The 22,970-nt window shown below is 64.0% G+C and carries 22 protein-coding genes and 1 pseudogene; 8 read left to right on the top strand and 15 right to left on the bottom strand.

The window, feature by feature from the left end; translation table 11 throughout:
* Nucleotides 1-3: 3 nt before the first annotated feature.
* The 5 genes from JOE66_RS03725 to JOE66_RS17570 all read right to left on the bottom strand — a co-directional run bounded on the left by JOE66_RS03725 (nucleotide 4) and on the right by JOE66_RS17570 (nucleotide 5,831).
* A complete protein-coding gene (locus JOE66_RS03725; RefSeq protein ID WP_205106892.1) occupies nucleotides 4-963 on the bottom strand; it encodes a sugar phosphate isomerase/epimerase family protein in 960 nt (319 codons plus the stop codon).
* Nucleotides 964-994: 31 nt separating this feature from the next.
* Nucleotides 995-1,828: a carbohydrate ABC transporter permease gene (locus JOE66_RS03720; protein WP_205106890.1), complete on the bottom strand. Its 834-nt coding sequence runs from the start codon at nucleotides 1,826-1,828 to the stop codon at nucleotides 995-997.
* Nucleotides 1,825-2,784 (bottom strand): carbohydrate ABC transporter permease, encoded by a 960-nt coding sequence (locus JOE66_RS17105; protein ID WP_205106888.1) that lies wholly within the window; start codon nucleotides 2,782-2,784, stop codon nucleotides 1,825-1,827. The genes JOE66_RS03720 and JOE66_RS17105 overlap by 4 nt, the downstream gene beginning before the upstream one ends.
* Nucleotides 2,781-4,085, bottom strand: a complete 1,305-nt coding sequence (locus JOE66_RS03710) for an ABC transporter substrate-binding protein (protein WP_205106886.1) — start codon at nucleotides 4,083-4,085, stop codon at nucleotides 2,781-2,783. Before JOE66_RS03710 ends, JOE66_RS17105 begins: the two co-directional genes overlap by 4 nt.
* A 234-nt stretch (nucleotides 4,086-4,319) precedes the next feature.
* Entirely contained in the window at nucleotides 4,320-5,831 is a 1,512-nt protein-coding gene (locus JOE66_RS17570; protein WP_205106884.1) for a GMC oxidoreductase, read from the bottom strand.
* A gap of 51 nt (nucleotides 5,832-5,882) precedes the next feature.
* On the opposite strand from JOE66_RS17570, the gene JOE66_RS03700 reads away from it, so the two are divergent.
* Complete coding sequence (locus JOE66_RS03700; protein ID WP_205106882.1) at nucleotides 5,883-7,139, top strand: amidohydrolase family protein; 1,257 nt, start codon at nucleotides 5,883-5,885, stop codon at nucleotides 7,137-7,139.
* Between the two features lie 42 nt (nucleotides 7,140-7,181).
* On the opposite strand, the gene JOE66_RS17440 is transcribed toward JOE66_RS03700, so the two are convergent.
* Complete coding sequence (locus JOE66_RS17440) at nucleotides 7,182-7,904, bottom strand: GntR family transcriptional regulator (protein WP_205106880.1); 723 nt, start codon at nucleotides 7,902-7,904, stop codon at nucleotides 7,182-7,184.
* 287 nt (nucleotides 7,905-8,191) lie between these two features.
* Between JOE66_RS17440 and JOE66_RS03690 the strand changes: the two genes are divergently transcribed.
* The 3 genes from JOE66_RS03690 to JOE66_RS03680 all read left to right on the top strand — a co-directional run bounded on the left by JOE66_RS03690 (nucleotide 8,192) and on the right by JOE66_RS03680 (nucleotide 10,043).
* Nucleotides 8,192-8,935 (top strand): cysteine hydrolase family protein, encoded by a 744-nt coding sequence (locus JOE66_RS03690; RefSeq protein WP_205106878.1) that lies wholly within the window; start codon nucleotides 8,192-8,194, stop codon nucleotides 8,933-8,935.
* A 49-nt stretch (nucleotides 8,936-8,984) separates the two neighbouring features.
* The gene (locus JOE66_RS03685; protein WP_205106876.1) at nucleotides 8,985-9,467 is read left to right on the top strand and encodes a cupin domain-containing protein; all 483 of its coding nucleotides are present in this window, start codon (nucleotides 8,985-8,987) and stop codon (nucleotides 9,465-9,467) included.
* 240 nt (nucleotides 9,468-9,707) lie between these two features.
* Nucleotides 9,708-10,043 carry a hypothetical protein gene (locus JOE66_RS03680; RefSeq protein ID WP_205106874.1) on the top strand — a complete coding sequence of 112 codons (336 nt, stop codon included), beginning with the start codon at nucleotides 9,708-9,710 and terminating at the stop codon, nucleotides 10,041-10,043.
* Between the two features lie 97 nt (nucleotides 10,044-10,140).
* On the opposite strand, the pseudogene thiD reads toward JOE66_RS03680, so the two are convergent.
* Nucleotides 10,141-10,971: pseudogene (thiD, locus tag JOE66_RS03675) on the bottom strand (bifunctional hydroxymethylpyrimidine kinase/phosphomethylpyrimidine kinase); the annotation flags it as partial.
* Between the two features lie 140 nt (nucleotides 10,972-11,111).
* Here thiD and JOE66_RS03670 point away from each other — a divergent pair.
* Nucleotides 11,112-11,459 (top strand): VOC family protein, encoded by a 348-nt coding sequence (locus tag JOE66_RS03670; RefSeq protein WP_307827035.1) that lies wholly within the window; start codon nucleotides 11,112-11,114, stop codon nucleotides 11,457-11,459.
* A 6-nt stretch (nucleotides 11,460-11,465) separates the two neighbouring features.
* On the opposite strand, the gene JOE66_RS03665 is transcribed toward JOE66_RS03670, so the two are convergent.
* Nucleotides 11,466-12,473, bottom strand: a complete 1,008-nt coding sequence (locus tag JOE66_RS03665; RefSeq protein WP_205106870.1) for a DUF8686 domain-containing protein — start codon at nucleotides 12,471-12,473, stop codon at nucleotides 11,466-11,468.
* Nucleotides 12,474-12,681: 208 nt separating this feature from the next.
* Here JOE66_RS03665 and JOE66_RS03660 point away from each other — a divergent pair, with 208 nt between their 5' ends.
* Nucleotides 12,682-13,584, top strand: a complete 903-nt coding sequence (locus JOE66_RS03660) for a hypothetical protein (RefSeq protein ID WP_205106868.1) — start codon at nucleotides 12,682-12,684, stop codon at nucleotides 13,582-13,584.
* 9 nt (nucleotides 13,585-13,593) lie between these two features.
* Here JOE66_RS03660 and JOE66_RS03655 read toward each other — a convergent pair whose 3' ends face one another.
* The 7 genes from JOE66_RS03655 to JOE66_RS03625 form a co-directional block, all read right to left on the bottom strand.
* Complete coding sequence (locus JOE66_RS03655; RefSeq protein WP_205106866.1) at nucleotides 13,594-14,538, bottom strand: PfkB family carbohydrate kinase; 945 nt, start codon at nucleotides 14,536-14,538, stop codon at nucleotides 13,594-13,596.
* A gap of 54 nt (nucleotides 14,539-14,592) precedes the next feature.
* Nucleotides 14,593-14,997 (bottom strand): VOC family protein, encoded by a 405-nt coding sequence (locus JOE66_RS03650; RefSeq protein ID WP_205106863.1) that lies wholly within the window; start codon nucleotides 14,995-14,997, stop codon nucleotides 14,593-14,595.
* Nucleotides 14,998-15,007: 10 nt separating this feature from the next.
* Nucleotides 15,008-15,463 (bottom strand): helix-turn-helix transcriptional regulator, encoded by a 456-nt coding sequence (locus JOE66_RS03645; protein ID WP_205106861.1) that lies wholly within the window; start codon nucleotides 15,461-15,463, stop codon nucleotides 15,008-15,010.
* A 129-nt stretch (nucleotides 15,464-15,592) separates the two neighbouring features.
* Nucleotides 15,593-18,178, bottom strand: coding sequence for an ATP-dependent Clp protease ATP-binding subunit (locus tag JOE66_RS03640; protein WP_205106859.1), 2,586 nt, complete (start codon nucleotides 18,176-18,178; stop codon nucleotides 15,593-15,595).
* Between the two features lie 170 nt (nucleotides 18,179-18,348).
* Nucleotides 18,349-19,107, bottom strand: a complete 759-nt coding sequence (locus JOE66_RS03635) for an ATP-binding cassette domain-containing protein (protein ID WP_205106856.1) — start codon at nucleotides 19,105-19,107, stop codon at nucleotides 18,349-18,351.
* The gene (locus tag JOE66_RS03630; protein ID WP_205106854.1) at nucleotides 19,104-20,138 is read right to left on the bottom strand and encodes an ABC transporter permease; all 1,035 of its coding nucleotides are present in this window, start codon (nucleotides 20,136-20,138) and stop codon (nucleotides 19,104-19,106) included. The genes JOE66_RS03635 and JOE66_RS03630 overlap by 4 nt, the downstream gene beginning before the upstream one ends.
* Before the next feature lie 140 nt (nucleotides 20,139-20,278).
* Entirely contained in the window at nucleotides 20,279-21,289 is a 1,011-nt protein-coding gene (locus JOE66_RS03625) for a substrate-binding domain-containing protein (protein ID WP_205106852.1), read from the bottom strand.
* Between the two features lie 227 nt (nucleotides 21,290-21,516).
* On the opposite strand from JOE66_RS03625, the gene JOE66_RS03620 reads away from it, so the two are divergent.
* Nucleotides 21,517-22,662 carry a LacI family DNA-binding transcriptional regulator gene (locus JOE66_RS03620; protein ID WP_205106850.1) on the top strand — a complete coding sequence of 382 codons (1,146 nt, stop codon included), beginning with the start codon at nucleotides 21,517-21,519 and terminating at the stop codon, nucleotides 22,660-22,662.
* Nucleotides 22,659-22,964: a putative quinol monooxygenase gene (locus tag JOE66_RS03615; RefSeq protein ID WP_205106848.1), complete on the top strand. Its 306-nt coding sequence runs from the start codon at nucleotides 22,659-22,661 to the stop codon at nucleotides 22,962-22,964. Before JOE66_RS03620 ends, JOE66_RS03615 begins: the two co-directional genes overlap by 4 nt.
* The last annotated feature ends 6 nt before the right edge of the window (nucleotides 22,965-22,970 follow it).

Here is a 22,970-nt window from a genome sequence, read left to right as displayed (position 1 = left end):
CTGTTACCCGTTCGGGGTCAACGCTAACAGCGATCGCATCCACTCGGCACTCACCAGTGCACTGTCGAAAGGCGGCATCGAGGCACGGTCGACTTCGATGATGATCCAGCCCTCGAACGCGGCCGGTAGAGCGTGGAGTACACCGCTGACATCAAGGTCTCCCAGGCCCGGTTCGAGGAACAGGCCTCTGTCCACCGTCGACTTGTATGGCGCCGGGTTGGCTCGGCTTTCGCGAGCGACGGTCAGGTTCAAGTCCTTCACGTGCAGATCCCCGAGACGGTCAGCGTAACGCTGGAGCATCGACGAGGGATCGATTCCCGCCCACGCGAGATGGCCGATGTCGAAGGATGCACGCAGCTCAGGAATCTCACTGAGCACGTGGTCGATCTCGGACTCGGTCTCGACCCAGGTGCCGACATGATTGTGTAGACCAGGCACGATTCCCTCTGCCAGTAACACCTCTGTCGCTTCAGCGAGCACTTCAGTGACCCTGGCCAGTCGATCTGGGTCGAAATCGGCACCGACTGCAGAAGCGGTCATCGTGCGCGCGGTGTCGAACCACGCCACTTCGGGTGCGAGGAAGATGGTCGGGTGGCCGAAGAAATTCGACTCCTCCGCCTTGCGTCGAACCGAGTCGAACCAGCGCACCCATTCGGAGCTTCCCGGAGTGAGCGAGAGTCCATGATCGCCCGGGATTCCGATCTGGCAGTAACCGGGTCCGAGGCCCAGCCCCGAGTCGGCGATCATCGCGGCGTAGTTCTGCAGGGTCTGCGTGTCGAGAACCTCCATCATCACGTTCTCGAAACCGGCTTCGCGCACCTGGTTGAGCACGTCAGGATACATGGAGCGAAAGCGTGGCTCCCGGTAGAGCCACACGTCGGGGCCGTCCGGGTCGTTCGGGTCTTCCTTCACGTTGATCCACTGGATCGCGTTCAAGGCAATTCGGTCTGCGCTGATGGTCATGGTCGTGCGAGAGCCTTTCTGGGTTTCATCATCATTTCAGGCCCGTTGTGGCGATGCCCTGGATGAAGTAGCGCTGGAGGAAGAGGAAGAGGATGAGCACAGGAAGCAACACAACCACCGACCCGGCCAGCAGCACTCCATAGTTCGTGGTGTTCGAGTCCTGCGAGGCGATCGCAAGACCGACGGGCAGGGTGTACATGTTCTGCGTCTGGGCGACGACGAGGGGAAACAGGAAGTAGTTCCACGAGCTGAGGAAGGTGAAGATGGCAACCGTTGCTGTCGCCGGGCCCAACAGGGGCATGAAAATCCGGAAGAAGATTCCGGCCTCGCTTGCTCCATCGATGCGTGCGGCTTCGATCAGTTCGTCGGGCACACCCAGCGCGAACTGCCTCATGATGAAGACGGCGATCGGCATCACAAGCATGGGAAGGATGATTCCCACATGCGTGTTGATCAGACCCAGCTGTGCGATCACGAGGAATTGCGGCACGAAGATCGCCACATATGGGACGGTCATGGCGATCATGACCGCGAGGAAGACCAACGACTTTCCCCTGAACTCCAGCTTCGCGAGCGCATAGCCCGCCATAGAACTGAAAAGCACATTCGCCACGACTGTGGCCACTGAGACGATGATCGAATTCACCATGTAGGTGCCGAAGTTCTTCTCGACGAAGAGCACGACGAAGTTCTGGACGTTGGTGAACGACTGCGGAAGCCAGCCACCCGGATCAGCGATGAACTCGCCCTGGGACTTGAACGCCCCGAAGAAGACGAGCGCGAACGGAACGAGCATCAGAGCGCAGATCACGGCGATCGCGAGATAGAGCACTCCCGAAACGAGGGGGGAACGGCGGGTGATCATGCTTTTGACCTCAGGAAGCGGATTTGAAGGAAGGCGATGATGAGCACGATGACCAAGAGGACCCACGATCCGGCCATCGACCCCGCGATGTTGCCATAGCCGAACTGCTCATAGACCCACTGGGCAATGGACCGTGTCGAGTTCAACGGACCGCCGTTTGTGACGAGGAACGGCTCATCGAACATGTTCAGGAAGTTGACCGTCATCAGCACAGAGACGAGGAGAGTCGTCGGCTGCAGGAGAGGGACGGTCATGCTGGCCACGCGGCGCCAGTACCCGGCACCATCGAGCGATGCGGCTTCATGCACCTCCTCCGGTACAGCCTGCAGGCCAGCCAGAAAGAGAACCATGCACGTGCCGATGTTGCGCCAGATGCAGAGGAGAAGAACAACGAAGACCGCCGTGCCCGGTTGGCTCAGCCAGTTCGGGCCCGTGATTCCGAGGGTCGAGAGGGCCGAGTTGATCGGCCCCTGGTTGGTGAAGGCGTACTGCCAGATCACGGCTGCGGCGACCACGTTCGCGATCACGGGCACGTAGATCAGCGCGCGGAAGAGCCCCTTGAGTCGTCGGATTCCTGCGTCGAGCACCAACGCCAGGAGAAACGCGATCACCATGGTGACCGGCACACCGATGACCACGTAGATCAGGGTGTTCAACGCGGATCTCTGGAAGCCGGCATTGCCCAGCACCTTCACGAAGGTGTCGAAATACACGAACCCCACACCGAAGGGATTGCGTACATCGGAGGCCTTGATGTCGGTGAAGCTGAATCCGAGCGCCATGAACGCCGGAATCAGTGTGAAGAGCACGAAGATGATCATGAACGGCGTGACGAACGTCCAGGCGATCCTCCCGTGCGTCGACGTCAGGTGGTGCCGGCGGCGGCCAGACGGGGCGCGCCCGGTGGCGCGGTGCACACGCACCACACCACCGGGCTTCTCTGCGAGCTGGGTCACTTCACTCCGGTGCCGATGGATGCAGCCTGCGACTGTGCCTCGTCGAGTGCTTCCTGCGCGGTGGCTTCACCGCGGGCGACCCGTTCCATCTGGGTGCCGATGACAGTGCCGACCTCGCTCCAGGTGGGAACCTGAGGGACGGAGACTGCGGTCGGGATGGATGCCTTCACTGCGGTGAGCAACGGGTCAGTCGAGATCGCCGTGGATGAGTCCCAGGCGGACTGCACGGCGGGCAGGTTGCCGAAGGTGTCGTACCACTTCGCCTGCACATCGGGCTGCGACATCCACTGCACGAGCTTCCACGCAGCAGCCTGGTTCTTTCCATCCTTGAGGACGGCGAGGCTGCCGCCGCCGATCGATCCGACGGATCCGTCGACGCCTGCGGGAGCAACGATCGATCCGACGTGCGTCGCAGACCAGCCCGCGCCGTTCGCGTCGTCGAGCCAGCCCGGGAACCACGGCCCGTTGTTCAGCAGCACGGTCTGGCCGGAGGAGAACCAGGGAGTGGTGTCGAGGAACTGGGGGCCGTCGGCCGAGGCATAGCCCTTCTTGATGAGGCCTGCCCAGTAGTCGAGGGCCTCCACGTTCTCCTTCGAGTTGATGGTCCATTCCTTGTTGTCGTCGGAGATGAACGATCCGCCATTGGCCTTCGCGAACTCACTGAGGCTCTGTGCGGAGTAGCCGTCCCACGCCACGCTGAGGCCGATCGGGTTTGCCACACCGGTCTTCTGCATCGACGCCGCAAAGGTCTCCATGTCTGCCCAGGTCTTCGGCAGCGGAACGCCCGCTGCCTCAACGAGGTCCTTGCGGTAGTACCAGACGTTCGCGTAGGAGTACCACGGCACCGCATACGCGGTCCCATCGACCAGCGTGCCGTCGTAGGAGGTCTTGAAGAAGCTGGCGGGGTCTACGAGTCCGGTGGGAACGGGAGCGAACGCATCGGTGGCGAGCATCGAACTCTGCGTCTGCGAGTAGAGGAAGACCATGTCTGGCACAGTGCCAGAGGAGATCGCGGTGGTGAGCTTGGTGTCGAAGCCGTTCGACGGCGCCACCGTCACATTCACCTTCACATCGGGATTGGCTGCCTCGAACGGGGCAAGGAACGCTGGCAACGAGTCGCCGTCTGGCGCACCGGCCCAGAATTCGATGGTGCCGGTCGCGGGCGAATCGTCGACGGGGGTAGCTGTTGCCGCTCCGACCGAATCCGTCCTTCCGCAACCGGAGAGAAGGAGGGTGGCTACTACAGCGGGTACTGCGCCGAGGAATACTGCACGTTTCACGCGGTGTCGGGTGATCGTCATGACTCGCGGATCCTTTCTGATGGACGTAGAGGTGCGGGTGGGGGCGCTTGAAGTAAGGGGCGCTTTTCCACGCTAAGCGACGTGCTTCGGGAGCGATGTCGCGAGGCACCAGAGTTAACGACCGCGAAACACGCAGGGTAATTTTGTTACCTTGTAGAAATATTCCGCATGCGAATTTGGGCGCGAAAAAGCGCACTGCGCATGGATTACATGCGAAGTGCGCTTTTTCGAGCGTTACGCGCTCAGCGTTCTGATGATCTCGCGACCGGCTCGAACCGCTGTGACCATGCCCGTCAAGGTCGAGTTGCCTACCACAGCCGTCGGAATCACGGCTCCGCCAGCCAGGAAGAGATTGTCGAATCCCCACACGCGCCCATGCGGATCGCACACGCTCGTGCCGTCGTCTGAGGGCCCGGAGCGGGCCGTCCCGGTGAAATGGAGCGAGGATCCGGGAGACAGCCGGGCCGAATCGCGCTCCGGGCGGAAGTCGCCGAGCGCGAGCCCCGCCTCGAGCTGACTCGCCCGCGCCTGGGAGAACAACCCCTCGTCGTCGGCGGTGTAGGCGTAGTGGATCCGGGTTCTGGGCAACCCCGCAGCATCCAGCACCGCTTCGTCGAATTCGAGGCGGTTGTGCTCTGAGATGCTCGTCGGCACATACCAGGAGAGCCCGACCGAGTAGGCGAGCGGGCCGCCAGACTCGTCGATGAAGAGGCGATCCATGATCTGGCCATGGAACGGCTGGGGGCGCCCACTGTGCGGCAGCCAGTACGAGCCGATCAGCCACTCCCCCGTCATCGGCCGCGGTATCGACTCCAGGGGAATGTCGAGCCGGTCGAGATCGGCCGTCACCTGGCCCGTGAGAAAGGCGTGTTCATTGAGGAAGCGGCCGAGGGCCCAGGGGCGGATGCCCGAAGCGAAGAGCAGTTGTGGCGTGCGCAGGGTGTCAGCGGCGACCACCGTGGTGACGGCCTCGATCACATACTCCTCGCCTGAATCGATCTCTCGGACCCGGGCTCCTCTGGCGTGGGAACCGTCGTGCACGATCTCGACTGCCAGCGTGCCGGGCACCAGGGTGAAGTCGTCGCCGGCCGGCTCCTTCATCCGTGGAAAGATCCGGTTCGGCCCTGTGCGCGGCATGGGCCCGCTGTCTTGGCGCTTCACTGCCATCGGCATGGCCTGCGGGTGACGGCCCGGTGCGCTGACCGGCCCGAACAGGCCATCGAGCACCCCGAGCATGCGAGTGCCGACCTCGGTCGGTGCGAAGGGCTGTTTCTCGACGTGCAGCAGCTCCTGGGCTTTGCGGAGTTCCCCTGCCCACTCGCCCTCGCCCGTGTACGCGAACACTTCGTCACCCCACGGCCACGGCGTCGCCGCCGTCCAGTGGATGCCCATGCCCCCCACATTCCAGGCGAGCGCACTGGCGGGCATGTCTGTCGCATCCGACTCGAAAGCCGACACGTTGTACATGCCGGGTCGGATTCCCTTCACGTCACCGCCGATGTCAGGTGTCACCGCTGCGCCGAGATACAGCGACTGCACACCGGGAGACGCTGCCTGAATGTATTCGTCCCTGACCGTCGGTTCGGCTGTGTCGTGCAAGTGTTGACCGGGTACAGAACCGATCACACTCCCACCGTCGACCATCACGATTCTGGACTGCGGCGCGGATTGCCGGAGCTGCTCCGCTAACGCGGCCCCCATCAGCCCGCTCCCCACGATCAGCACGTCGGCCTGTGTTGTTCTCACGGTCACTTCTCTTTCACGGTAAAATATGCGCGTTAGTAGCAGAATAGAGCAATGTCTGACTCCCTCCTGCACCCCACCGTCCTCCGCAACGCCCGCCTGAGCGACGAGACCGTTGTCGATCTGACTCTCGAAGACGGGTACGTTCGTGCAGTGGACCCCGTCGATCCACGGGAACGGCGAACGTCTCCCGGCCGCCCCGGTGAACTCGATCTCGCCGGCGGGCTGCTGCTCACCGCCGGAGCAGAACCGCACACCCACCTCGACAAGGCGCTGGTGTACGACCGGCTCAAACCTGACTACGGTGACCTCGCGAGCGGAATCCGGCAGTGGCAGCAGCACGCGGCGACCCTCGACGAGAATGATTTCGTCGAGCGCGGCCTGGCCGCCGCGCGGCGCTTTCTCATCAACGGGGTCACCGCGATCCGCACGCATGCGGAGATCTTCCCTTCGAAGGACCCCCTCGTGAGCGTTCGCGCGATGGTGCGCGTACGTGAGCTCGTTCGAGAGGTGATGGATGTGCAGGTCGTCGTTCTTCCCAAGAACAACATTCGAGGCGCCGTGATCGGTGCCGCGATCGACGCCGGCGCAGACCTCATCGGGGGCTCACCCCACAACACGCCAGACCCCGACGCCGAATTGGCGCGACTCCTCGCCGTCGCGCGTGATCGAGGCATCGGAATCGACATCCACGCCGACGAACGACTGGATGCCCGTTCCCTCACTGTGCGCACGCTGGCCGAAGAGCACCTGCGCTCGCCGCTTCGGGGCACCGTCACTGCCAGTCACTGCGTCAGCCTCGGCCTGTTGCCGACACCGGAGCTCGTCGAGATCGCTGCGCTGCTCCGCAGTGCAGGCGTGGGGGTCATCGCGGCCCCGATCACGAATCTCTACCTGCAGGGACGCGATGTTCCGGTCGCCACCCCGCGCGGAATCGCTCCGGCGAGGCGACTGCTGGAGGAGGGCGTGCTGGTTGCGGGCGCGGGCGACAACCTCCGCGACACTCTGAACCCGCTGGGGGCGGCCGACCCCTTCTCCACGGCGGCATTGCTCGTCGTCGCCTCGCACCTGACGATCGAGCAGAGCTATCGCGCCGTCAGCGACTCGGCCAGAACCGTCATGGGCCTGGAGGCCGCCGGAGCCGAGGTCGGCGCGCTCGCCGACTTCGTGGTGGTTGACAGCGCCAGTCTTGCCGATGCTGTCTCAGGGGCCGCACTTGGGCGAATCGTGCTGCATCGTGGCCGCGTGGTGAGCAGGCGCTCCACGAACGTCCAGACCGGATTTCCTTCGGGCAGTGGGCTGCGAAGTTAACACGTTCGTTACACAGTGGTCAGTGTAATCTGGCTGAAATATTCAGGGCCGCTGAGGTACGGAACGGATGATGCTGTACTCGACGACGCTCTGGAGGTGGGTCTCGCGCGCCACGTAGAGCGGCGTTCCCCGAAGGTTCACCCCGACCATCCGGAGGCCCAGGACCGGTTCGGAGCGGGCCAGCCCCAGGTACTTCTTGTCGTGGGCATCGGCAGTGCGCGCACGCACGGTGGTCATCTCCCATTCGATGCGGGTGCCTCGGAGCAGCTCGACGATCTCGAACACCGACAGCTTCGGGTCCACGTCGAGATCCGCCCGCGAAGAGCCGGGAACCACGTCGACTGCGACCATGATGGGTGCACCGTCGACCAGCCATCTCTTCACGGTGCGAAAGGCTGGCCCACCAGCCTTTTCTTGCAAGAGCGCTGCATCTGCACCCGTCAGGGTCGTCCACCCGGATTCGATGATCTCGACCGTCGGCTCGAGCCCTGCTTCGCGGAGCATCTCTGAGAATTCGTAGCTTTCATTGAGTCGCATGCTCTGGCCGAGCGCTGCCGGATTGGGGAACGTCCCGCTCCCGGCGTGACTGCTCACCAGGCCTCGCTGTTCGAGGCGGACCAGAGCTTCACGCACGCTTGGGCGGCTCGCCCCGAGCAGCTCCGACAGGGCAGCCTGCGAGGGCAGTGGCTCTGCCTTGAGGGCGGCCTGTCGCCACAGCTGCATCAGTCGCTGGTCGAGGGACTCCGGACTGTTCCTCATCGTCATGCTGCACACGCTACCGTCGATTCCGCGCAGGTCCCGGCACCAGCCTGACGAAACATGTTCGTTACACGGTTGTCATACCGGAGCAATATCGGGGAAGAGCATCCGGGCGGGCAGACACAACCCACGAGAGCTCTTCCTCCATCGGCACTATCGTCAGAGCACGATGACATATTTCCCTCGAGCCCGATTGCTCCGTTGCAGGCAGGAGCCCTCGCAATGAGTACCGCACAGAGCTCCGCCTCGCCGTCGGTCACCGCGCCGAAGCACGGCGCGTCTGGGAGTTCATCGTGAACGGGCCCCGTCGCTGGACGAGCACCGCCGACCATGTCACCCTCACCGCACAGCACCCTGCGCCGCGCATCGCGAGGATGGAGTCGCTGCCGCAGTCGATCACGGTGGACCTCGCGCGGTCGGCCCTGGTCGTCATCGACATGCAGAACGATTTCTGCACCCCGGGGGGCTGGCTCGACAGCATCGGCGTCGATGTGCGCCCAGCTGCTGCAGCCGCCACCGAGATCAACACCATCACGCCACTCTTCCGAGCAGTCGGTGCCCCCATCATCTGGTTGAACTGGGCCAACCGACCCGATCTGGCCAATCTCCCACCGAACGTGGTGCACGTCTACGACGGCGACGGCACGGGCGGCGGGATCGGCGAACGAGCGGGTAGCAGCGATGCCGTTCTGACCGAGGGCAGCTGGGGTGCAGCGATCATCGACGCTCTCGACGTTCAGCCGTCTGACCTCCACATCGGCAAGTTCCGGATGAGCGGCTTCTGGGACACCGCGCTCGACAGCGTGCTCCGAACACGCGGCATCGACTCGATCTTCTTCGCCGGAGTGAACGCCGACCAGTGCGTGCTCGCCACCCTCACCGATGCTGCGTGCATCGGTTACGACTGCATTCTCGTCGAAGGTGCCTCTGCCACGACTTCACCCGGCTTCTGCCTTGACGCAACCCTCTACAACGTGCGCCAGTGCTTCGGCTTCACGGTGTCGACTGCGGCACTCGCGGCGAGCATCTCCGCCTGACCGCATCCACATCTGTCCAGCATCCCCCAACCGAAAGGACCATCACCCGATGTCAACCGCCCCTCTCCTCAAGCACGAGACCGACTACACCGCCTACCGCATCACAGCAGAGGACACCGTTCGACTCGTGCCGCTGACCGGCCCTTCCGACGGCTCGCCGACAAGCGTGTTCTTCGAGATCTGGGACCCGCAGGGGGTGCAACCAGACAATTCGCACCCGGAATCGGTGGAAATATTCGTCTTCCTCCAGGGCACCGGTATCGCCTACAGCGACGAACACAGCGTCGAAGTGACGGCCGGAGACGTCATCGTCCTCCCCGTGGGTTCTGTGCACCACATCAAGAACACCTCGTCCACGGATCGGTTGTATGCCGTCACCGTCATGGCGAACGACCTCGGCTCCCAGCCCGACGATTCGACCGTCACCGGTTTCCATGAACTCGTGCTCGGCGGCGTCGTCGACGGTCTCGATGACGCCGATCGAAGTGTGCTCTTCGCAAACGCGGGCACTATCGGGCACTATACGCACTGATTTCGAGCGCGATGATGGGAGCTGGCCCGGCATGGCGGAATTTTGACGTCTCGGCTGGACAGGACTATAACTGATTAGGGCAGAGCAACTACTCGATTGCACAAGCCCCCTTTACCGGGATGCCGGTGACCGTTATTGTCTGTCGAGTGGCGTGAGTCCCGACAGAGGGACTGCCGAGTCGAAGGGAACCGTCGGCCAGTGTCTACTCATGATGTGACAGCACCGCAGAAACACGAACTGATGTCTGCCGAACAGAACGTGCAGCGCATCATGCGCACCGGCACGGTCTGGTTCGCTGCAGCCGTCGGGTCTGTTGCCGTTGTACTCGGCCTCCTTCTCTCGTCTGGCTGGCGGCCGGCTGCGCTCACCGGCGGGGTCAAGCTTCTCTGGTGGGTGGGTTCCAGTCTGGTGACGGTGAGTATCGGCCTGATCGGATGGTCGGGGTGCCCGATTCTCGAAGTCGACGTTCCCACCGCTGACAAGAACAAGACCCGCACGATGCAGCTCGGAACGATGCTCTTCATCGTCGGCAGCGCTGCCGCGCTCTTCGCGGTTCTGCTCGGCCCAGCGGGCTGAAGAACCACGCCCCTCTCCGCCTGAGAAGACTGCCGCCTGAGCAGACCGCTTCGGCGTTTCGGGTTCTCGAAGGGGGGCGAACTCAGTCGAAGAATCGGTGAAAGTGGTGAATAGGGCCGTTGCCGCCGCCGACTTCGAGCAGGTCTGAATGCGCCAGAGCGTCGTCGAGCCAGGCTTTGACCTGGGACAGGCTGGCGGCCCAGTCTCCGGTCTGCGCCTGCACGGTGGCCATGGCCGACGACAACGAACACCCTGTGCCGTGGGTGTTACGCGTGACGACCCGTTTCGAGACGAACTCGACCACGGTGTCGGCCAGCGCCCCGTGCGTGTCGATCAGGGCATCCGGGCACTCGTCACCGGCGAGGTGCCCGCCCTTCACCAGAACCGTCACCCCGGCCGACTGAGACAATCGCTTGCCCTGGCCGAGGGCAGAGGCCCAGTCGGGAGCGATCTCTTCCCGAAGCAGCACGGCGAGCTCGGCGAGGTTGGGGGTGACGAGGTCGACGAGCGGCACGAGGCGCCGCATTGCTTCTTCTGCCGACTCCTCGAGCAGACGGTCACCACTGGTCGCGACCATGACGGGGTCGAGCACGACGAGGGGTGGGCACGTCCCCTGCAGCCAGGACCGCACTTCGTCGATCACAGCGAGGTCGGCCAGCATGCCGATCTTCACGGAGTCGATCTCGACATCGTCGCTCACTGCATCGAGCTGTTCGCGCAGAAATGCCACAGGCGGCACGTGCACGGCTCGAACTCCGCGCGTGTTCTGGGCAACCAGAGCCGTGACCACTGCCATGCCGTAGCCGCCGTTGGCAGCGATGCTCTTGAGGTCGGCCTGGATTCCAGCGCCGCCCGTCGGGTCGGTACCAGCGATGCTCAACACCCGAGGTGTGGCCCGAAGGCGAAGTGCAGCGTCGTGCTTCACCATTCGACATCCCTTCGCTGGTGCTGGCCAGACAGGTTCGACGGGTATCACTCTCAGCTCGCAGCCTTCAGGCTGCAGCACCCCGTGTCAGAAGACCACAGTTTATCGTGCTGGCGGACGGTCACCGCCGATAGGATCGGCTCGTGATCGGGAGCATTGACGAAGTTGTGATGGACTGCTCAAACCCGGAGGCCCTCGCGACGTTCTGGGCCGCGATCCTTGGCGGCGAACCACGCGGGCGTGACGAGTCGTGGTGGTACGTGGTGCCCCCAGGCTGGAGCCAGCTGTCGTTCCAGAAGGTGCCAGAGCCGAAGTCGGTGAAGAACCGACTGCATCTCGACGTGCGTGTCGACGACATCGCCGCGGCGACGACCCTGGCAGAAATGCTCGGAGCGCGGCGGTCCGGCGAGGTTCACCACGACACGGCCGGGTCATTCCAGGTGCTGCTCGACCCCGAAGGCAACGAATGGTGCGTGGTGAGACCGGCCTGATGGAGGCTATTGCGCTGGTGCTCCTTCTGGAGCTTCCGGAGCTTCCGGTTGATCTTCAGCGCTCGGTGCGTCGGGAACACTCGGGCTCCCCCACTTGACCCACGCTGAAACGTAGATCGCCAGCCCGGCTATCAGGCCCACGATCACCCACAGCACGATCAGAAAGTCGATCCATGAACCGATCGGCGGCGACCCTGGAAGAAAGGTGCGCAGCGGAATCGTCGCGAAGAGCATCGCACCCATCCAGCTCATGAACGACGCCTCGACCTTGCGCCGCCCGCGATAGACCGTGATCGCCACGAAGAGCACCAGCACCGGCATCACGATCATGAGCCCCAGCAGCACGATGCCGAAGGCGACGGTGCTCGCCGAACGGGTGGCTGCGACAGAGAGTACGGGCAGGTCCTCCGTTTCGCCGGCCACCGTGACGTTCACTGTGTCGGTCGGCACCTCCCGACCCGCCAGGCTCCACCCCGGCATGTCTCCCGTGAGGTAGACCTTCGTGGGAACCGGTGTCGCAACGCCGTCTGCCATCGTGTATGCGATCACAACCAGATTCTGCTGGCGATAGGAGTCGAACGGCCATTTCTCCACCTCGCCCGGCGTCAGCAGCGTCACCGTCTTGGTGCCGGGGATCGAGTCCTTCGCAAAGTCGATCGATTGGTTGCCTTCGACGGGCGAGATGATCACACTGACCTGTTCCGGGAGAAACGCGGAGTCGACGGGCTGGATCTGGTCGGAGGTCACGAGCTTGAGTTGCATGGTGATGCTCTCGGCGACAGGGTTGACGGCCTGCGGGGTGAGCAACACCGTCACTCCACCGGCTGGAGCAGTGGAGTCCTTCTCGCTCAGGGAGACCACGCGTCCACTTGAGGCATACAGCAGGACGACGCCGACATACACGAGCACCGCGAGTGCGACCGCGCCGACGAGAATCCACCGCCTGCGGGATGCCCGGCCGCGGCCGGGCGCAGGCGGGGCTCCCCTCGGGGTCGGCATCTGGTGCGTTGTCACAAGGCGAGCCTATCGAGCGGGCTGCTGCCGGGCATCCACTCATCGCTGGCATGTGACAGAAGTGGGCCGAGCGTGCCGTGCGGTCTGATGAGCGCGCCCTGCGGTCTGAATCGTTATGAGCGGTGGAGGCAGAACCGTGCTTGCTGGCACTCGAGTGGGTGAGAATGAGCGAAGGCGACACACGGCGCCGACCTGGGGGGACACGGAGATGCCACAGAGGCACATATCGACTGGCCGTCGGCACACTCTGGCTGTCGTTCTCTCCCTCGCTGCAGGGCTTGCATTGAGTGGATGCGCCACGGGAACCATCGGCCAGGCTTCGACGGCGACGCCGTCTGCCACCATCCAGACGACGTCACCCGATCCCAGCCCGGCCGGCACGACGGCAGGGCCGCACATCTCACTGGCCACCAATGGTTTCACCGCTCCCTCGTGGGGAACATCGGGGTTGACCGCGGCGCTCGACGGTTTCGCGGCAGACACGACGTACCCAGTGACAGTGTCGTCGCACTACCCCGGGGAGAAGTCGCCTCCCGCGGTCTTCTTCGAAGTCGAGACGACTCCGGTAACGGTCACGACGGATTCCTCTGGCCGGGCAACCCTCACGTGGGTGCCGGACGACTTCCCGCGCGCCTTCACCAACAGTGGTGAGAGCGGCACGCTCATCGACAGCTTCATCAAGGTCACGACCCCCGACGACCAGGAGATCCTCAGCGCCCCGCTCCAGCTTGCCTTGCGGCCGGTCAGAGAGGTGACGGTCACCGCTTCCGCGTCCTGCGTCGCACAATCGGAGATCTCGGGCAACGGAAGTGGGGTCGGCGTAGCTCTCACCGGGCTGGTGCCGAAGGAGGAGGGCTTCGTCGTGGTGCCGTCGGTCGATGCCGACGGCGTGATGGTCGGTGGTTTTGTCGCCGTCGGCCAGTACCGCGCAGACGAGGCAGGGGCCGCCTCCGTCTCGCTGAAGAACGGCAGCTCGGACTACCTCGTGCCGCTGTCGTCGGTCATTGCTCCCGAGCGGTATGAGATTCAGTGGTCGAGAAATTTTCGCGACCCCGTGACCGACGGCGGAAGCTCCGGGATTCCCTTGCAGGTGGGCGGTTGCAGCCAGTAGAGCGCCCAGTCAGACTGCGGCCGCACGCACCGCCGAGCGCACGATGAAGTCGGCAGCAGCAACGTTGGCCTCGGCGACGGCCGCGACCGCGTCACCGCTGTGGAAGTACGAGAGTGCGAATTCGGCGCTGAACACATCACCCGTGCCGATGGCCTGGCCGACGGTGTCGATGGGGTGCGCGGCGACATGCGTGGCAGAGCCCGCGCTGAAGATGGTGGCCCCTGCGCTGTTCTGGGTGACGACGAATCGAACCCGTGGGTAGAGGCCCGACCAGTTCCTGGCGACGACCAGCGCGTCGGAGATGTCTTCGTCGGAGAAGACGACGAGGTCGAACAGCGGCAGGATTTCGGCGTGTTCGCTGAACGCACGCTTGACCACGACAGCATCGTCGGTGACATCGCGCAGATAGCCCTGGGCAATCAGAATCGTGACGGCGTGCGAGGGCACTCCGCCGGCGAGCTGGCGAACGTAGTCGGCCGTGAAAGTGGGCAGGAGCGGCGCGACGACCAGAATGTCGGTTGACGCCAGACGGGCGCTGATCGCCTCATTCAGAGGCACCGGTTCGGCTGCAGCAGACGCTTGGCACTCCTGACGACGCAGTCCGCCCTCAATGATGTTGCGGTACAGCATCGTCGTTCCCGCCTGCGGCGGGTTCAGAAAGTCGAGCCCTGCCCCGAGGCTCGGGAAGTCGTCGGCGTAGGGGGCGAGCACGCTCACGTCGTCGACCGAGTTCCTGCTGAACTGCGGGGCCATGAAGACCGCCGGCGAGCCGGCCGAACGCCTGGTCTCACCCGATCCGCTGCTGGCATTCGTGCCGTCGCCGGAACCGCCGCGGCCCAGGCTGTCGACGTTGGGCTCGTCGACAGCGCTATCGTCGTCAGCGCGGTTCTCGTCGATACACACGTGCCCAACGATCGTCACGCTCGGCGAGAGGGTTGCACTGAGAAGGTCCATTACACAGGGGTCAACTCGTGACTCGCTTGCCGTATTCCACGGCGGGACGCGGCCCTACACCGCCTGGTTGATACGAACCGTGTTACCCGAAGGGTCGCGGAACGCGCAGTCGCGCGGGCCCCACGGCTGGTCGATCGGCTCCTGCAGCACCTCGGCGCCCGCGGCCCGCACCCGCTCGAACGTCGCATCGAGGTCGTCGGTACTGAACACCATGATCGGCAGAACGCCCTTGGTCAACAATTCCTGCATGGCGTCGCCATCTGCTTGGGAGCGACCGGCGTGAGGCTCCGAGAGCACGATCTCGAGCCCGGGCTGCGCGTCGCTGCCGAGCGTGAGCCAGCGATAACCGCCGTTGGCCACGTCGTTGCGCACCGTGAAGCCGAGCGCATCACGGTAGAAGCCCAGCGACTCGTCGACATCATTGACCGTGATCTGGGAGTACCTGAGTGAAATCGTCATGCCAGCAACGCTAGACGGATGCCCGGGCCGCCGCTTCTCGAATCCTGCTCCCCTGCGGGGCACCGCCCGCCCGCCGTCGTGGCCGGGTCTGTTCCTGTGCGATCCTGGTCGGCATCGCGATCACGGCCAGGTGCTCTCGTGCCCGATACACGCTCGGAGGTTCGCCGACCAGCTCGGTGAACCGTGTGCTGAACGAACCGAGCGAGGTCGAGCCCACGGCCATGCACGCGTCGGTCACAGTCATGCCGGCCCGAAGCAGCGCCATCGACCGCTCGATGCGACGGGTCATGAGGTAGCCGTAGGGAGTCTCGCCGTACGCCGCGCGGAACAACCTGGAGAAGTGCGCGGGCGACATCAGGGCGCGCGCAGCCATGATCGGCACATCGAGCGGCTTCGCGAAGTCGCGGTCGATGAGGTCACGCGCCCGACGCAGGTGCGCGAGGTTTGCAAGCTCTGCTGGCGTCATGCGACGACAGTACCCCAGACCGCCCCCGTGAGCACGAACACCGACAGAGAAGCCCCGAACGGATTTCCTCCGTGGAGGTCGATCTCGTTCGGGGCCCTGCCGTGTGCGCCAGAGGGAACGCGAGTCGTATCAGGCAGCCAGGGGCAACCCGGCGTCGGCCAGGGAACCAGCAGCCACCACGAGGGAGCCATCGTGGGCATCGACGATGACGGAGCCACCGTCGCCCAGCGAACCTGTCACCAGGAGATCGGCGATGCGATCATCCACCTCGCGCTGGATGATGCGGCGCAGCGGGCGAGCACCATATTCGGGCTCGTACCCGGTTGAGGCGATCCAATCGATCGCAGCATCCGTCACCTCGATGGTGATGTCACGAGCAGCCAGACGGGCGCTGGTCGCCCCGAGCAGCAGCCCGACGATCTCACGCAGCTGCGCGGTCTCGAGTTTTCTGAACAGCACGATCTCGTCGATGCGGTTCAAGAACTCGGGGCGCATCGCTTCGCGAAGCTTGCCCATCACGCGGTCACGAAGCGCCTTGTCACTGCCGAAACCGCCGCCAGCTGTCGGGTCGGCCACGAAGCCGATGGCCCCGCCCCGGCTCGCCAGGAACTCCGAACCGAGGTTCGAAGTCATGATGATGACGGTGTTGCGGAAGTCGACCGTGCGGCCCTGGCCGTCGGTCAGGCGACCGTCGTCGAGCACCTGCAGAAGCAGATTGAACACGTCGGGGTGCGCCTTCTCGATCTCATCGAACAGGATGACCGAATAGGGGTTGCGGCGAACACGCTCGGTCAGCTGGCCGGCCTCGTCGTAGCCGACGTAGCCGGGAGCGGCGCCGACCAGGCGCGACACCGTGTGGCGCTCACCGAACTCGCTCATGTCGAAGCGCAGCATGGCCTTCTCGTCCCCGAAGAGGCTCGAGGCGAGCGTCTTTGCGAGCTCGGTCTTGCCGACGCCGGTCGGGCCGAGAAAGAGGAAACTGCCCACGGGCCGACTCTGGTCGCCCATGCCGGTGCGATTGCGGCGAACGGCTTTGGCGACGACGGTAACGGCATCATTCTGGCCGATCACCCGCTCGTGCAGCTCGGTCTCGAGCAGTGCGAGGCGCTCGCGGTCGACCTGGCTGAGGCGAGAAGCCGGGATGCCCGTGGCACGCGAGATCACGGCTGCGATCTCGGGCTCACCGACGACGGTAGACGAATTCGGTGTGCCCGCCGAGGCGTGACCAGCCGAGCCCGCAGAGAGTTTGGCGTGCACCGTCTCGATCTCGTCGCGCAGACGTGAAGCCTCTTCGTAGTGCTCCGCCGCAACGGCGGAGTTCTTCGAGGCCTCAAGCTCGGCGAGGTGCTCCAGCAGGGCAGAAGCGTCGAACTTCAGACCCAGCTTGAGACGCAGGCGTGCACCGGCCTGGTCGATCAGGTCGATCGCCTTGTCGGGCAGGAAACGGTCGGTGACGTAGCGCGCCGACAGCTCGACGGAGGCACGGATCGCCTCGTCGGTGTAGCTCACGCCGTGGTGGTCTTCATACGCCCCACGGAGACCCGTGAGGATCTTCACGGCGTCTTCAATGCTCGGTTCGCCGACCACGACGGGCTGGAAGCGGCGCTCCAGGGCCGGGTCCTTCTCGATCGAGCGGTACTCCTTCAAGGTCGTCGCACCAACCAGGTGCAGGTCACCCTTCGCCAGGCGAGGCTTGAGGATGTTGCCGGCGTCCATGCCACCCTCGCCAGAGCCTCCGGCACCGACAACGGTGTGCAGCTCGTCGATGAAGACGATCAACTCGGACTTGTGGGCTGCGATCTCGTCCATGAGCGTGGTCAGACGCTCCTCGAAGTCACCACGGTACTTCGTGCCCGCCAGCATCGCCGGCAGGTCGAGCGATACCACGCGCTTTCCGCGCAATTGCTCGGGAACCCTGCCGTCGACGATGGCCTGGGCGATACCGCCGATGATCGCCGTCTTGCCGACGCCGGCCTCCCCGATCAGAACAGGGTTGTTCTTCGTACGACGAGAGAGGATCTCGATGGTCTGCTCGATCTCGTCGGCGCGACCGATCACGGGGTCGAGGTCGCCTTCGCGAGCCATCTCGGTGAGGTCGGTGCCGAACTTGTCGAGCATCGGGGTTTCAGACTCCGGTGCCGTGGGCGACGTCGGGTCAGACGCCTCGCCCGCACTGACGGTCTCGCGCATTCCGGCCTGCAGGGCATCCGGAGTCACACCGGCGGCAGCAAGAACCTGCCCAGCCGGTGAATCCTGATTGATGACCAGCGCGAAGAAGAGGTGCTCGGGGTCGATGTAGGTCGAGCCGGATGCCCGGGCGACCTGGTACGCGTGAAAAAGGGCGCGCTGGGCCGACTGGGTCAGCGAAGGCAGAACGTCGGGGCGTTCGGTCGACGACTGCGGCAGGCGCTGCTCGGCGGCGTGCGCTATCGCCGAGGGGCTCGCGCCGAGGCGGGTGATCGCGTCGGAGGCCGGTTGTTGCTCAGCGATGACCCGGAGAACGTGCAGCGCGTCGAGCTCGCTCTGGCCGTGGGAGAGGGCGAACTGGCCGGCCTCGGCCAGTACCTCGTGCGTGCGCCGGCTCATGAGCCTGCTGATGTCGATGGGACGACCGGCTTGGGCGGCGCGCTCACCCTGCAGGTAGCGGGCGAGGAATTCGTCGAATGAACTGGAGCCTTCGGCTGCGGGGCCGAGGTTGTCGGGCGAAGTGGGCAAGTGGTCCTCCTGTGAAACTTGAGTGCCTTCGTATCAAGTTAACGCACACGAGGTGACTCTATTCCCTGAAGGAGCTGTGAACCCTGGGCGGGCCGTAAACACAGAAAAGCTGCGACCACCGGAGAACCACGAGTTCCCGGCAGCCGCAGCTGACCTGTTCACGAAAGCGGTCAGACGAGCAGACCGGTGATCGTGCCGAGCAGGGTGTCCACGTCGAAATCCGCCGTGGGTGCGTCTTTGACGATCTTGCCGAGTCGCAGCACGACGACACGGTCGGTGACCTCCAGCACGTGAGGCAGGGTGTGCGAAATGAAGATCACACCCAGGCCCTTCGCTTTGGCGGCACGGATGACCTGCAGAACTTCCTTCGACTGTCTCGCGCCCAGGTGGTTCGTGGGCTCATCGAGGATGATGACTTTGCGCGCCCACGACACGGCACGGCCGATGGCGACAGCCTGGCGTTGCCCACCGGAGAGCTGGGAGACGGGGCGATTCGACGCCGGTACCGCGATACCGACACGCTCGAGGTCGGCGTGGGCTTCAGCATCCATTCGTTTCTGGGCCAGGAAGCCGAGCTTGCCCAGCAGACCGGGGCTTGGAATCTCGCGCCCCAGAAAGACATTGGAACTCACCGAGAGATGCGGGGCGAGGCTCGACTCCTGGTAGAGGGTCTCGACGCCGGCTTCGAGCGCTTCGTGCGGGCTCTTCCAGTGGCGTTCGACTCCCTCGAGCAGGATCTGGCCGGAGTCGGGTTGGTGTGCTCCGGCGAGTGCCTTGACGAGCGTGGACTTGCCGGCGCCGTTGTCACCGACAAGGCCGATGACCTCGCCGGCCCTGACGCTGAGGCTCACATCGTCGAGAGCGACGACACTGCCGTACTTCTTGGAGATGTTGCGTACTTCGTAGAGAGGTGCATCTGCGAGGGTCATGAGCGTCTTCCGTTCGCGCGCAGGGCCTGCAGCGAGACCGCTGCGGCGATGAGGATGGCGACGACGACCTGCTTCCAGTTCGGTTCGACGCCGATGATGATGAGGCCACTGGTCACTGTCGCGAGGATGAGCGAGCCGAGAACGGTTCCCGACATGCGGCCGACACCGCCCGAGAGGGCGACACCACCGATCACGACCGCGGCGATGGCATCGAGCTCGTCTCCGACACCGGAGGTCGGGGCACCCGAACCGAGACGGATGTAGAGGAACATGCCGGCCAGACCCGAGAGCAGACCCGACAGAACGTAGACCTTCGTCAGGTGACGCTTCACGTTGATACCGGCGGCGAGGGCGGCGAAGGAGTTGGAGCCGATCGCGTAGGTGTACCGGCCGAAGCGGGCCTTGTGAAGAAAGAGACCGGCGATCACGACGATGATGATGACGAAGATCAGCGGCCACGAGAGCGGGCCTAGCCACGGCACGCTGAGCAGAATGGCGCTCTGCGGGCCCTCACCGATCGGCGCACCGCCGGTGAGCACGATCGACATTCCGCCGGCGGCACCCAAGGTTGCGAGGGTTGCGATGAACGGCACGAGGTGCAGCTTGTTGATGAGCACCGAGTTGACGAAACCGACGAGCACACCGGTCGCCGCCGCCACGAGCGTTCCGATGAAGATCGTGATGCCGTCGTTCTGGCCGGCGGCAGTCATCGCCTGCATGGCGTACGCCGCGATCACGCCGGAGAAACCCAGGGTCGCCCCGACCGAGAGGTCGATTCCGCCCGAAATGACGACGAACGTCTCCGCAACCGCGATCAGGACGATGGGGCCCCAGTCGAGCAGGATGTTGCCGAACACGTCGACGGTGAAGAAGACGGGGTTCAGAACGGAGAAGACGATCACCATTCCGATCAGGACCAGCAGGAGGATGGTCTGCTGGTTGGTGAGCAGCTCGATGAACCGCTTGCCGGGACTGACAGGCGGTTGCGCGCCTGAGCCCGGCTTCAGTTCGATTGTTTCGGTGATTGCCACGGGGGTGCCTTTCGCGTCGTATGAAGACAGCGTCGAGAAATGCATGCGGTGATGCTCGGGCATGCGGTGGTGAGTTGAGGGGGGTGCGGCTTCGCCGATCACATTCGGGTGATGACCGGCGAAGCCGCAGTACAGGGTGCCTACTGGACGTAGGTGTACTTCGTCAGGTCTGCTGCCGAAGTGTCTTTGTTCAGCGTGATGTTCGGCAGGGTGACCTTGGCTTCGATGCCAGTGGTCTTGTTGCCATTGTCGATGTAGGTGTGGCACGCGTCGACGGCCTGTTTGGCTTCTTCGGCCGGGTTCTGGGCGATGAGTGCGGTGAAGACGCCCTTGCCGATCAGATCGACGTTGGACTTATATGCGTCGTAGCCGATGAGCGCGACCTTACCCGTGAGGCCCTTTGCCTGGAGAGCAGACGAGGCGCCGGTGGCGTTGGTGCCGTCGATGGCGAAGATTCCCGCAAGGTCGGGGTACTTGGTCAGCCAGTTGCTCACGTTGCTGTCAGCGGTGGCTGCCTGCGACTGCGAGTAGGCGGTGTCGACGAGTTCGATGCCCGGGTACTTCGCTGCGAGCTGGTCTTTGAAGCCCTTGAGGCGGTCGACGTTGGTGGTCGCGGTGGCCGAGGTCAGGCCGGCAACGACCTTGTAACTGCCGCCGGACTTGTAGCCGATCGCCGTAGCCATCTGGTCGGCAGCGGCCTGGCCACCCTGAACGTTGTCTCCGGTGATGAACGAGATGACGTTGCTGAGGTCGGTGACGTGAGTGTCGACGTTGACCACAGGGATCTTCGCTGCAGTTGCCTTCGTGACCGAAGCCTGGAGCGCGTCAGGATCGGTCGGGATCAGCACGAGGCAGTCCGGCTTCTGCGCCAGCACCTGGTCGACGATGGGAATCTGTGTTGCCGGCGAGTAGAGCGAGGGGTCGCCCTGCCAGATCAGTTTGTCGCCCTTGGCAGCTGTCTCCGCAGCAGCGCCGACATTCATCGCCTTGAAGAACGGATCTGCCTCTGCGCCCATGACGAAGGCGATGGTGAGCTGCTTCGCTCCGCCTGCGGTCGAACCTGCAGTGGTCGAGCCACTGCAGCCGGAAGCGACGAGAAGCAGCGATGCTGCCACACTGACTGCTCCGACGGTCTGAACGATACGTTTCATTTCGGGTAACTCTCCTTTGAGTGCGATTCGACTCTCTCACTTTCGCCGGATGAAGGAGAACGAGTGGCAGAGTCTGACGTCGCTTGCGGTGTGGTGCAGGTGTCTTCGTGAAGTCATCAGGCCTATATTGAGATCGATCTCAGAAGTTTTGTGAGATCGATCTCGGTGATGATGGGTATGATCATCACACCGTTTATCTCCGCTGTCAAACCATCAGGAAAAAGCTCATGAAACAATCGGGTAACGAAGCCCACCCCACGATCAGCGATGTGGCCAGGCACGCAGGAGTGTCCCGGGCCACTACGTCTCGTGCGCTGAGCAACTACGGGGTTGTCAATTCGGAGACCCGCACAAAAGTGCTCCGGAGCGCAGAAGAACTGGGTTATGTGCCCAATGTGCTCGCCCGTTCGATGCGCGCCGGCAGCACCCAGACCCTCGGGCTCATCATTGCCGAAGTGGGACTGAGTGTCTTCGACCTGGCCATGCGATCGGTCATCGAGTCGGCCAGCCTGCAGGGCTACCAGGTGCTCGTCACCAATACCAACGAAGACCTGATCGCAGAGCGCGCATCCATTCGCGTCATGCTCGAGAAGCAGGTCGACGGCCTGATCGTCGTGCCGAGCGCCGTTGTCGACCTCGAGTTCCTGAGCAGATCCGATCTCAAGGGCAAACCTGTGGTGCTCCTCGACCGCTCGCTCGTGACGCTGGGTATTCCCAGCGTCACGGCAGACAACAACCGGGGTGCGCGCGACGCGATCGAACACATGCACTCGCTCGGTCACACCAAGATCGGCTTGATCGTGGTGACGGCGAATCTCGAGGGCGAGACCGGCGAGCGGCCGCGTGGCCTCATCTCGACCATCCATGATCGTGTCGAGGGCTACCACGCCGAGATGGCCGAGTCCGGCCTGCCTGTCAACCCCGACTGGGTACGGTACTGCGGCGATGCCGGTGAGTCGGCGCTGACGGCAGTTCGTGCGATTCTCGATTCACCGGAGCCGCCGACAGCGCTTCTGGCCTCGAACGGCAACATGTCGCTCGCCGTGTTGCGGGTGGCAAAGGAACGGGGTCTGGTCATCGGCCGGGACCTGTCGCTCGTCGGCTTCGACGACGCCCCCTGGGCCACCGTGCTCACCCCGAGCCTGACCGTGGTCGACCTGCCCATCGAGGAGATGGCCAAGGCCGCCGTCGACAACCTCATCGCGCAGATCGCCGATCCTTCCGCTGAACAAGCCTCGGTGACCCTGCCGACCAGACTCCTCGTCCGGCATTCCGTCGACGACCTCACGGCCCATCCCGGTGCCGTGATCCGCACACACGCAGCACCCGCGACACCGCTTCGCACCCAGAAAAGAGCACTCACTTCGCCATGACAATCGCCCTCTACGCGGAGTTCACCGCCTCAGCCGGCAATGCTGCCGCAGTGTCTTCGCTCATCGACGAATTCGCGACGGTCGTGCGTACTGAACCCGGGAATCTGCGATTCGACCCCCATCGCCTAGCCAGCGACCCGCACTCGGTTTTCGTCTACGAGCTCTATCGCGATCAACTCGCCTTCGACACGCACCTCGCCAGCGCTCACGGCCTCGAGTTCAACAGAAAGCTGACTTCCCTCATCACCGGTGGACAGTCACAATTGACCATGCTCGACCCCATCGGCGTCTTCCCCGCCTGATGCTCG

Source organism: Subtercola frigoramans, assembly GCF_016907385.1.
Lineage (GTDB): Bacteria > Actinomycetota > Actinomycetes > Actinomycetales > Microbacteriaceae > Subtercola > Subtercola frigoramans.
Note: the sequence above shows the minus strand (reverse complement) of the source record. Positions and strands in the feature narration are given on the sequence as shown.

Bases quoted from the DNA above. Each gene is read 5' to 3' on its own strand.
- JOE66_RS03680 (WP_205106874.1), top strand. From the start codon at position 9,708: ATGTCTGCCGAACAGAACGTGCAGCGCATCATGCGCACCGGCACGGTC.
- JOE66_RS03725 (WP_205106892.1), bottom strand. From the start codon at position 963: ATGACCATCAGCGCAGACCGAATTGCCTTGAACGCGATCCAGTGGATC.
- JOE66_RS03615 (WP_205106848.1), top strand. From the start codon at position 22,659: ATGACAATCGCCCTCTACGCGGAGTTCACCGCCTCAGCCGGCAATGCT.
- JOE66_RS03620 (WP_205106850.1), top strand. From the start codon at position 21,517: ATGAAACAATCGGGTAACGAAGCCCACCCCACGATCAGCGATGTGGCC.
- JOE66_RS03700 (WP_205106882.1), top strand. From the start codon at position 5,883: ATGTCTGACTCCCTCCTGCACCCCACCGTCCTCCGCAACGCCCGCCTG.
- JOE66_RS03710 (WP_205106886.1), bottom strand. From the start codon at position 4,085: ATGACGATCACCCGACACCGCGTGAAACGTGCAGTATTCCTCGGCGCA.
- JOE66_RS03720 (WP_205106890.1), bottom strand. From the start codon at position 1,828: ATGATCACCCGCCGTTCCCCCCTCGTTTCGGGAGTGCTCTATCTCGCG.
- JOE66_RS03655 (WP_205106866.1), bottom strand. From the start codon at position 14,538: ATGGACCTTCTCAGTGCAACCCTCTCGCCGAGCGTGACGATCGTTGGG.
- JOE66_RS03635 (WP_205106856.1), bottom strand. From the start codon at position 19,107: ATGACCCTCGCAGATGCACCTCTCTACGAAGTACGCAACATCTCCAAG.
- JOE66_RS03685 (WP_205106876.1), top strand. From the start codon at position 8,985: ATGTCAACCGCCCCTCTCCTCAAGCACGAGACCGACTACACCGCCTAC.
- JOE66_RS03650 (WP_205106863.1), bottom strand. From the start codon at position 14,997: ATGACGATTTCACTCAGGTACTCCCAGATCACGGTCAATGATGTCGAC.
- JOE66_RS03625 (WP_205106852.1), bottom strand. From the start codon at position 21,289: ATGAAACGTATCGTTCAGACCGTCGGAGCAGTCAGTGTGGCAGCATCG.
- JOE66_RS03660 (WP_205106868.1), top strand. From the start codon at position 12,682: ATGCCACAGAGGCACATATCGACTGGCCGTCGGCACACTCTGGCTGTC.
- JOE66_RS17440 (WP_205106880.1), bottom strand. From the start codon at position 7,904: ATGACGATGAGGAACAGTCCGGAGTCCCTCGACCAGCGACTGATGCAG.
- JOE66_RS03645 (WP_205106861.1), bottom strand. From the start codon at position 15,463: ATGACGCCAGCAGAGCTTGCAAACCTCGCGCACCTGCGTCGGGCGCGT.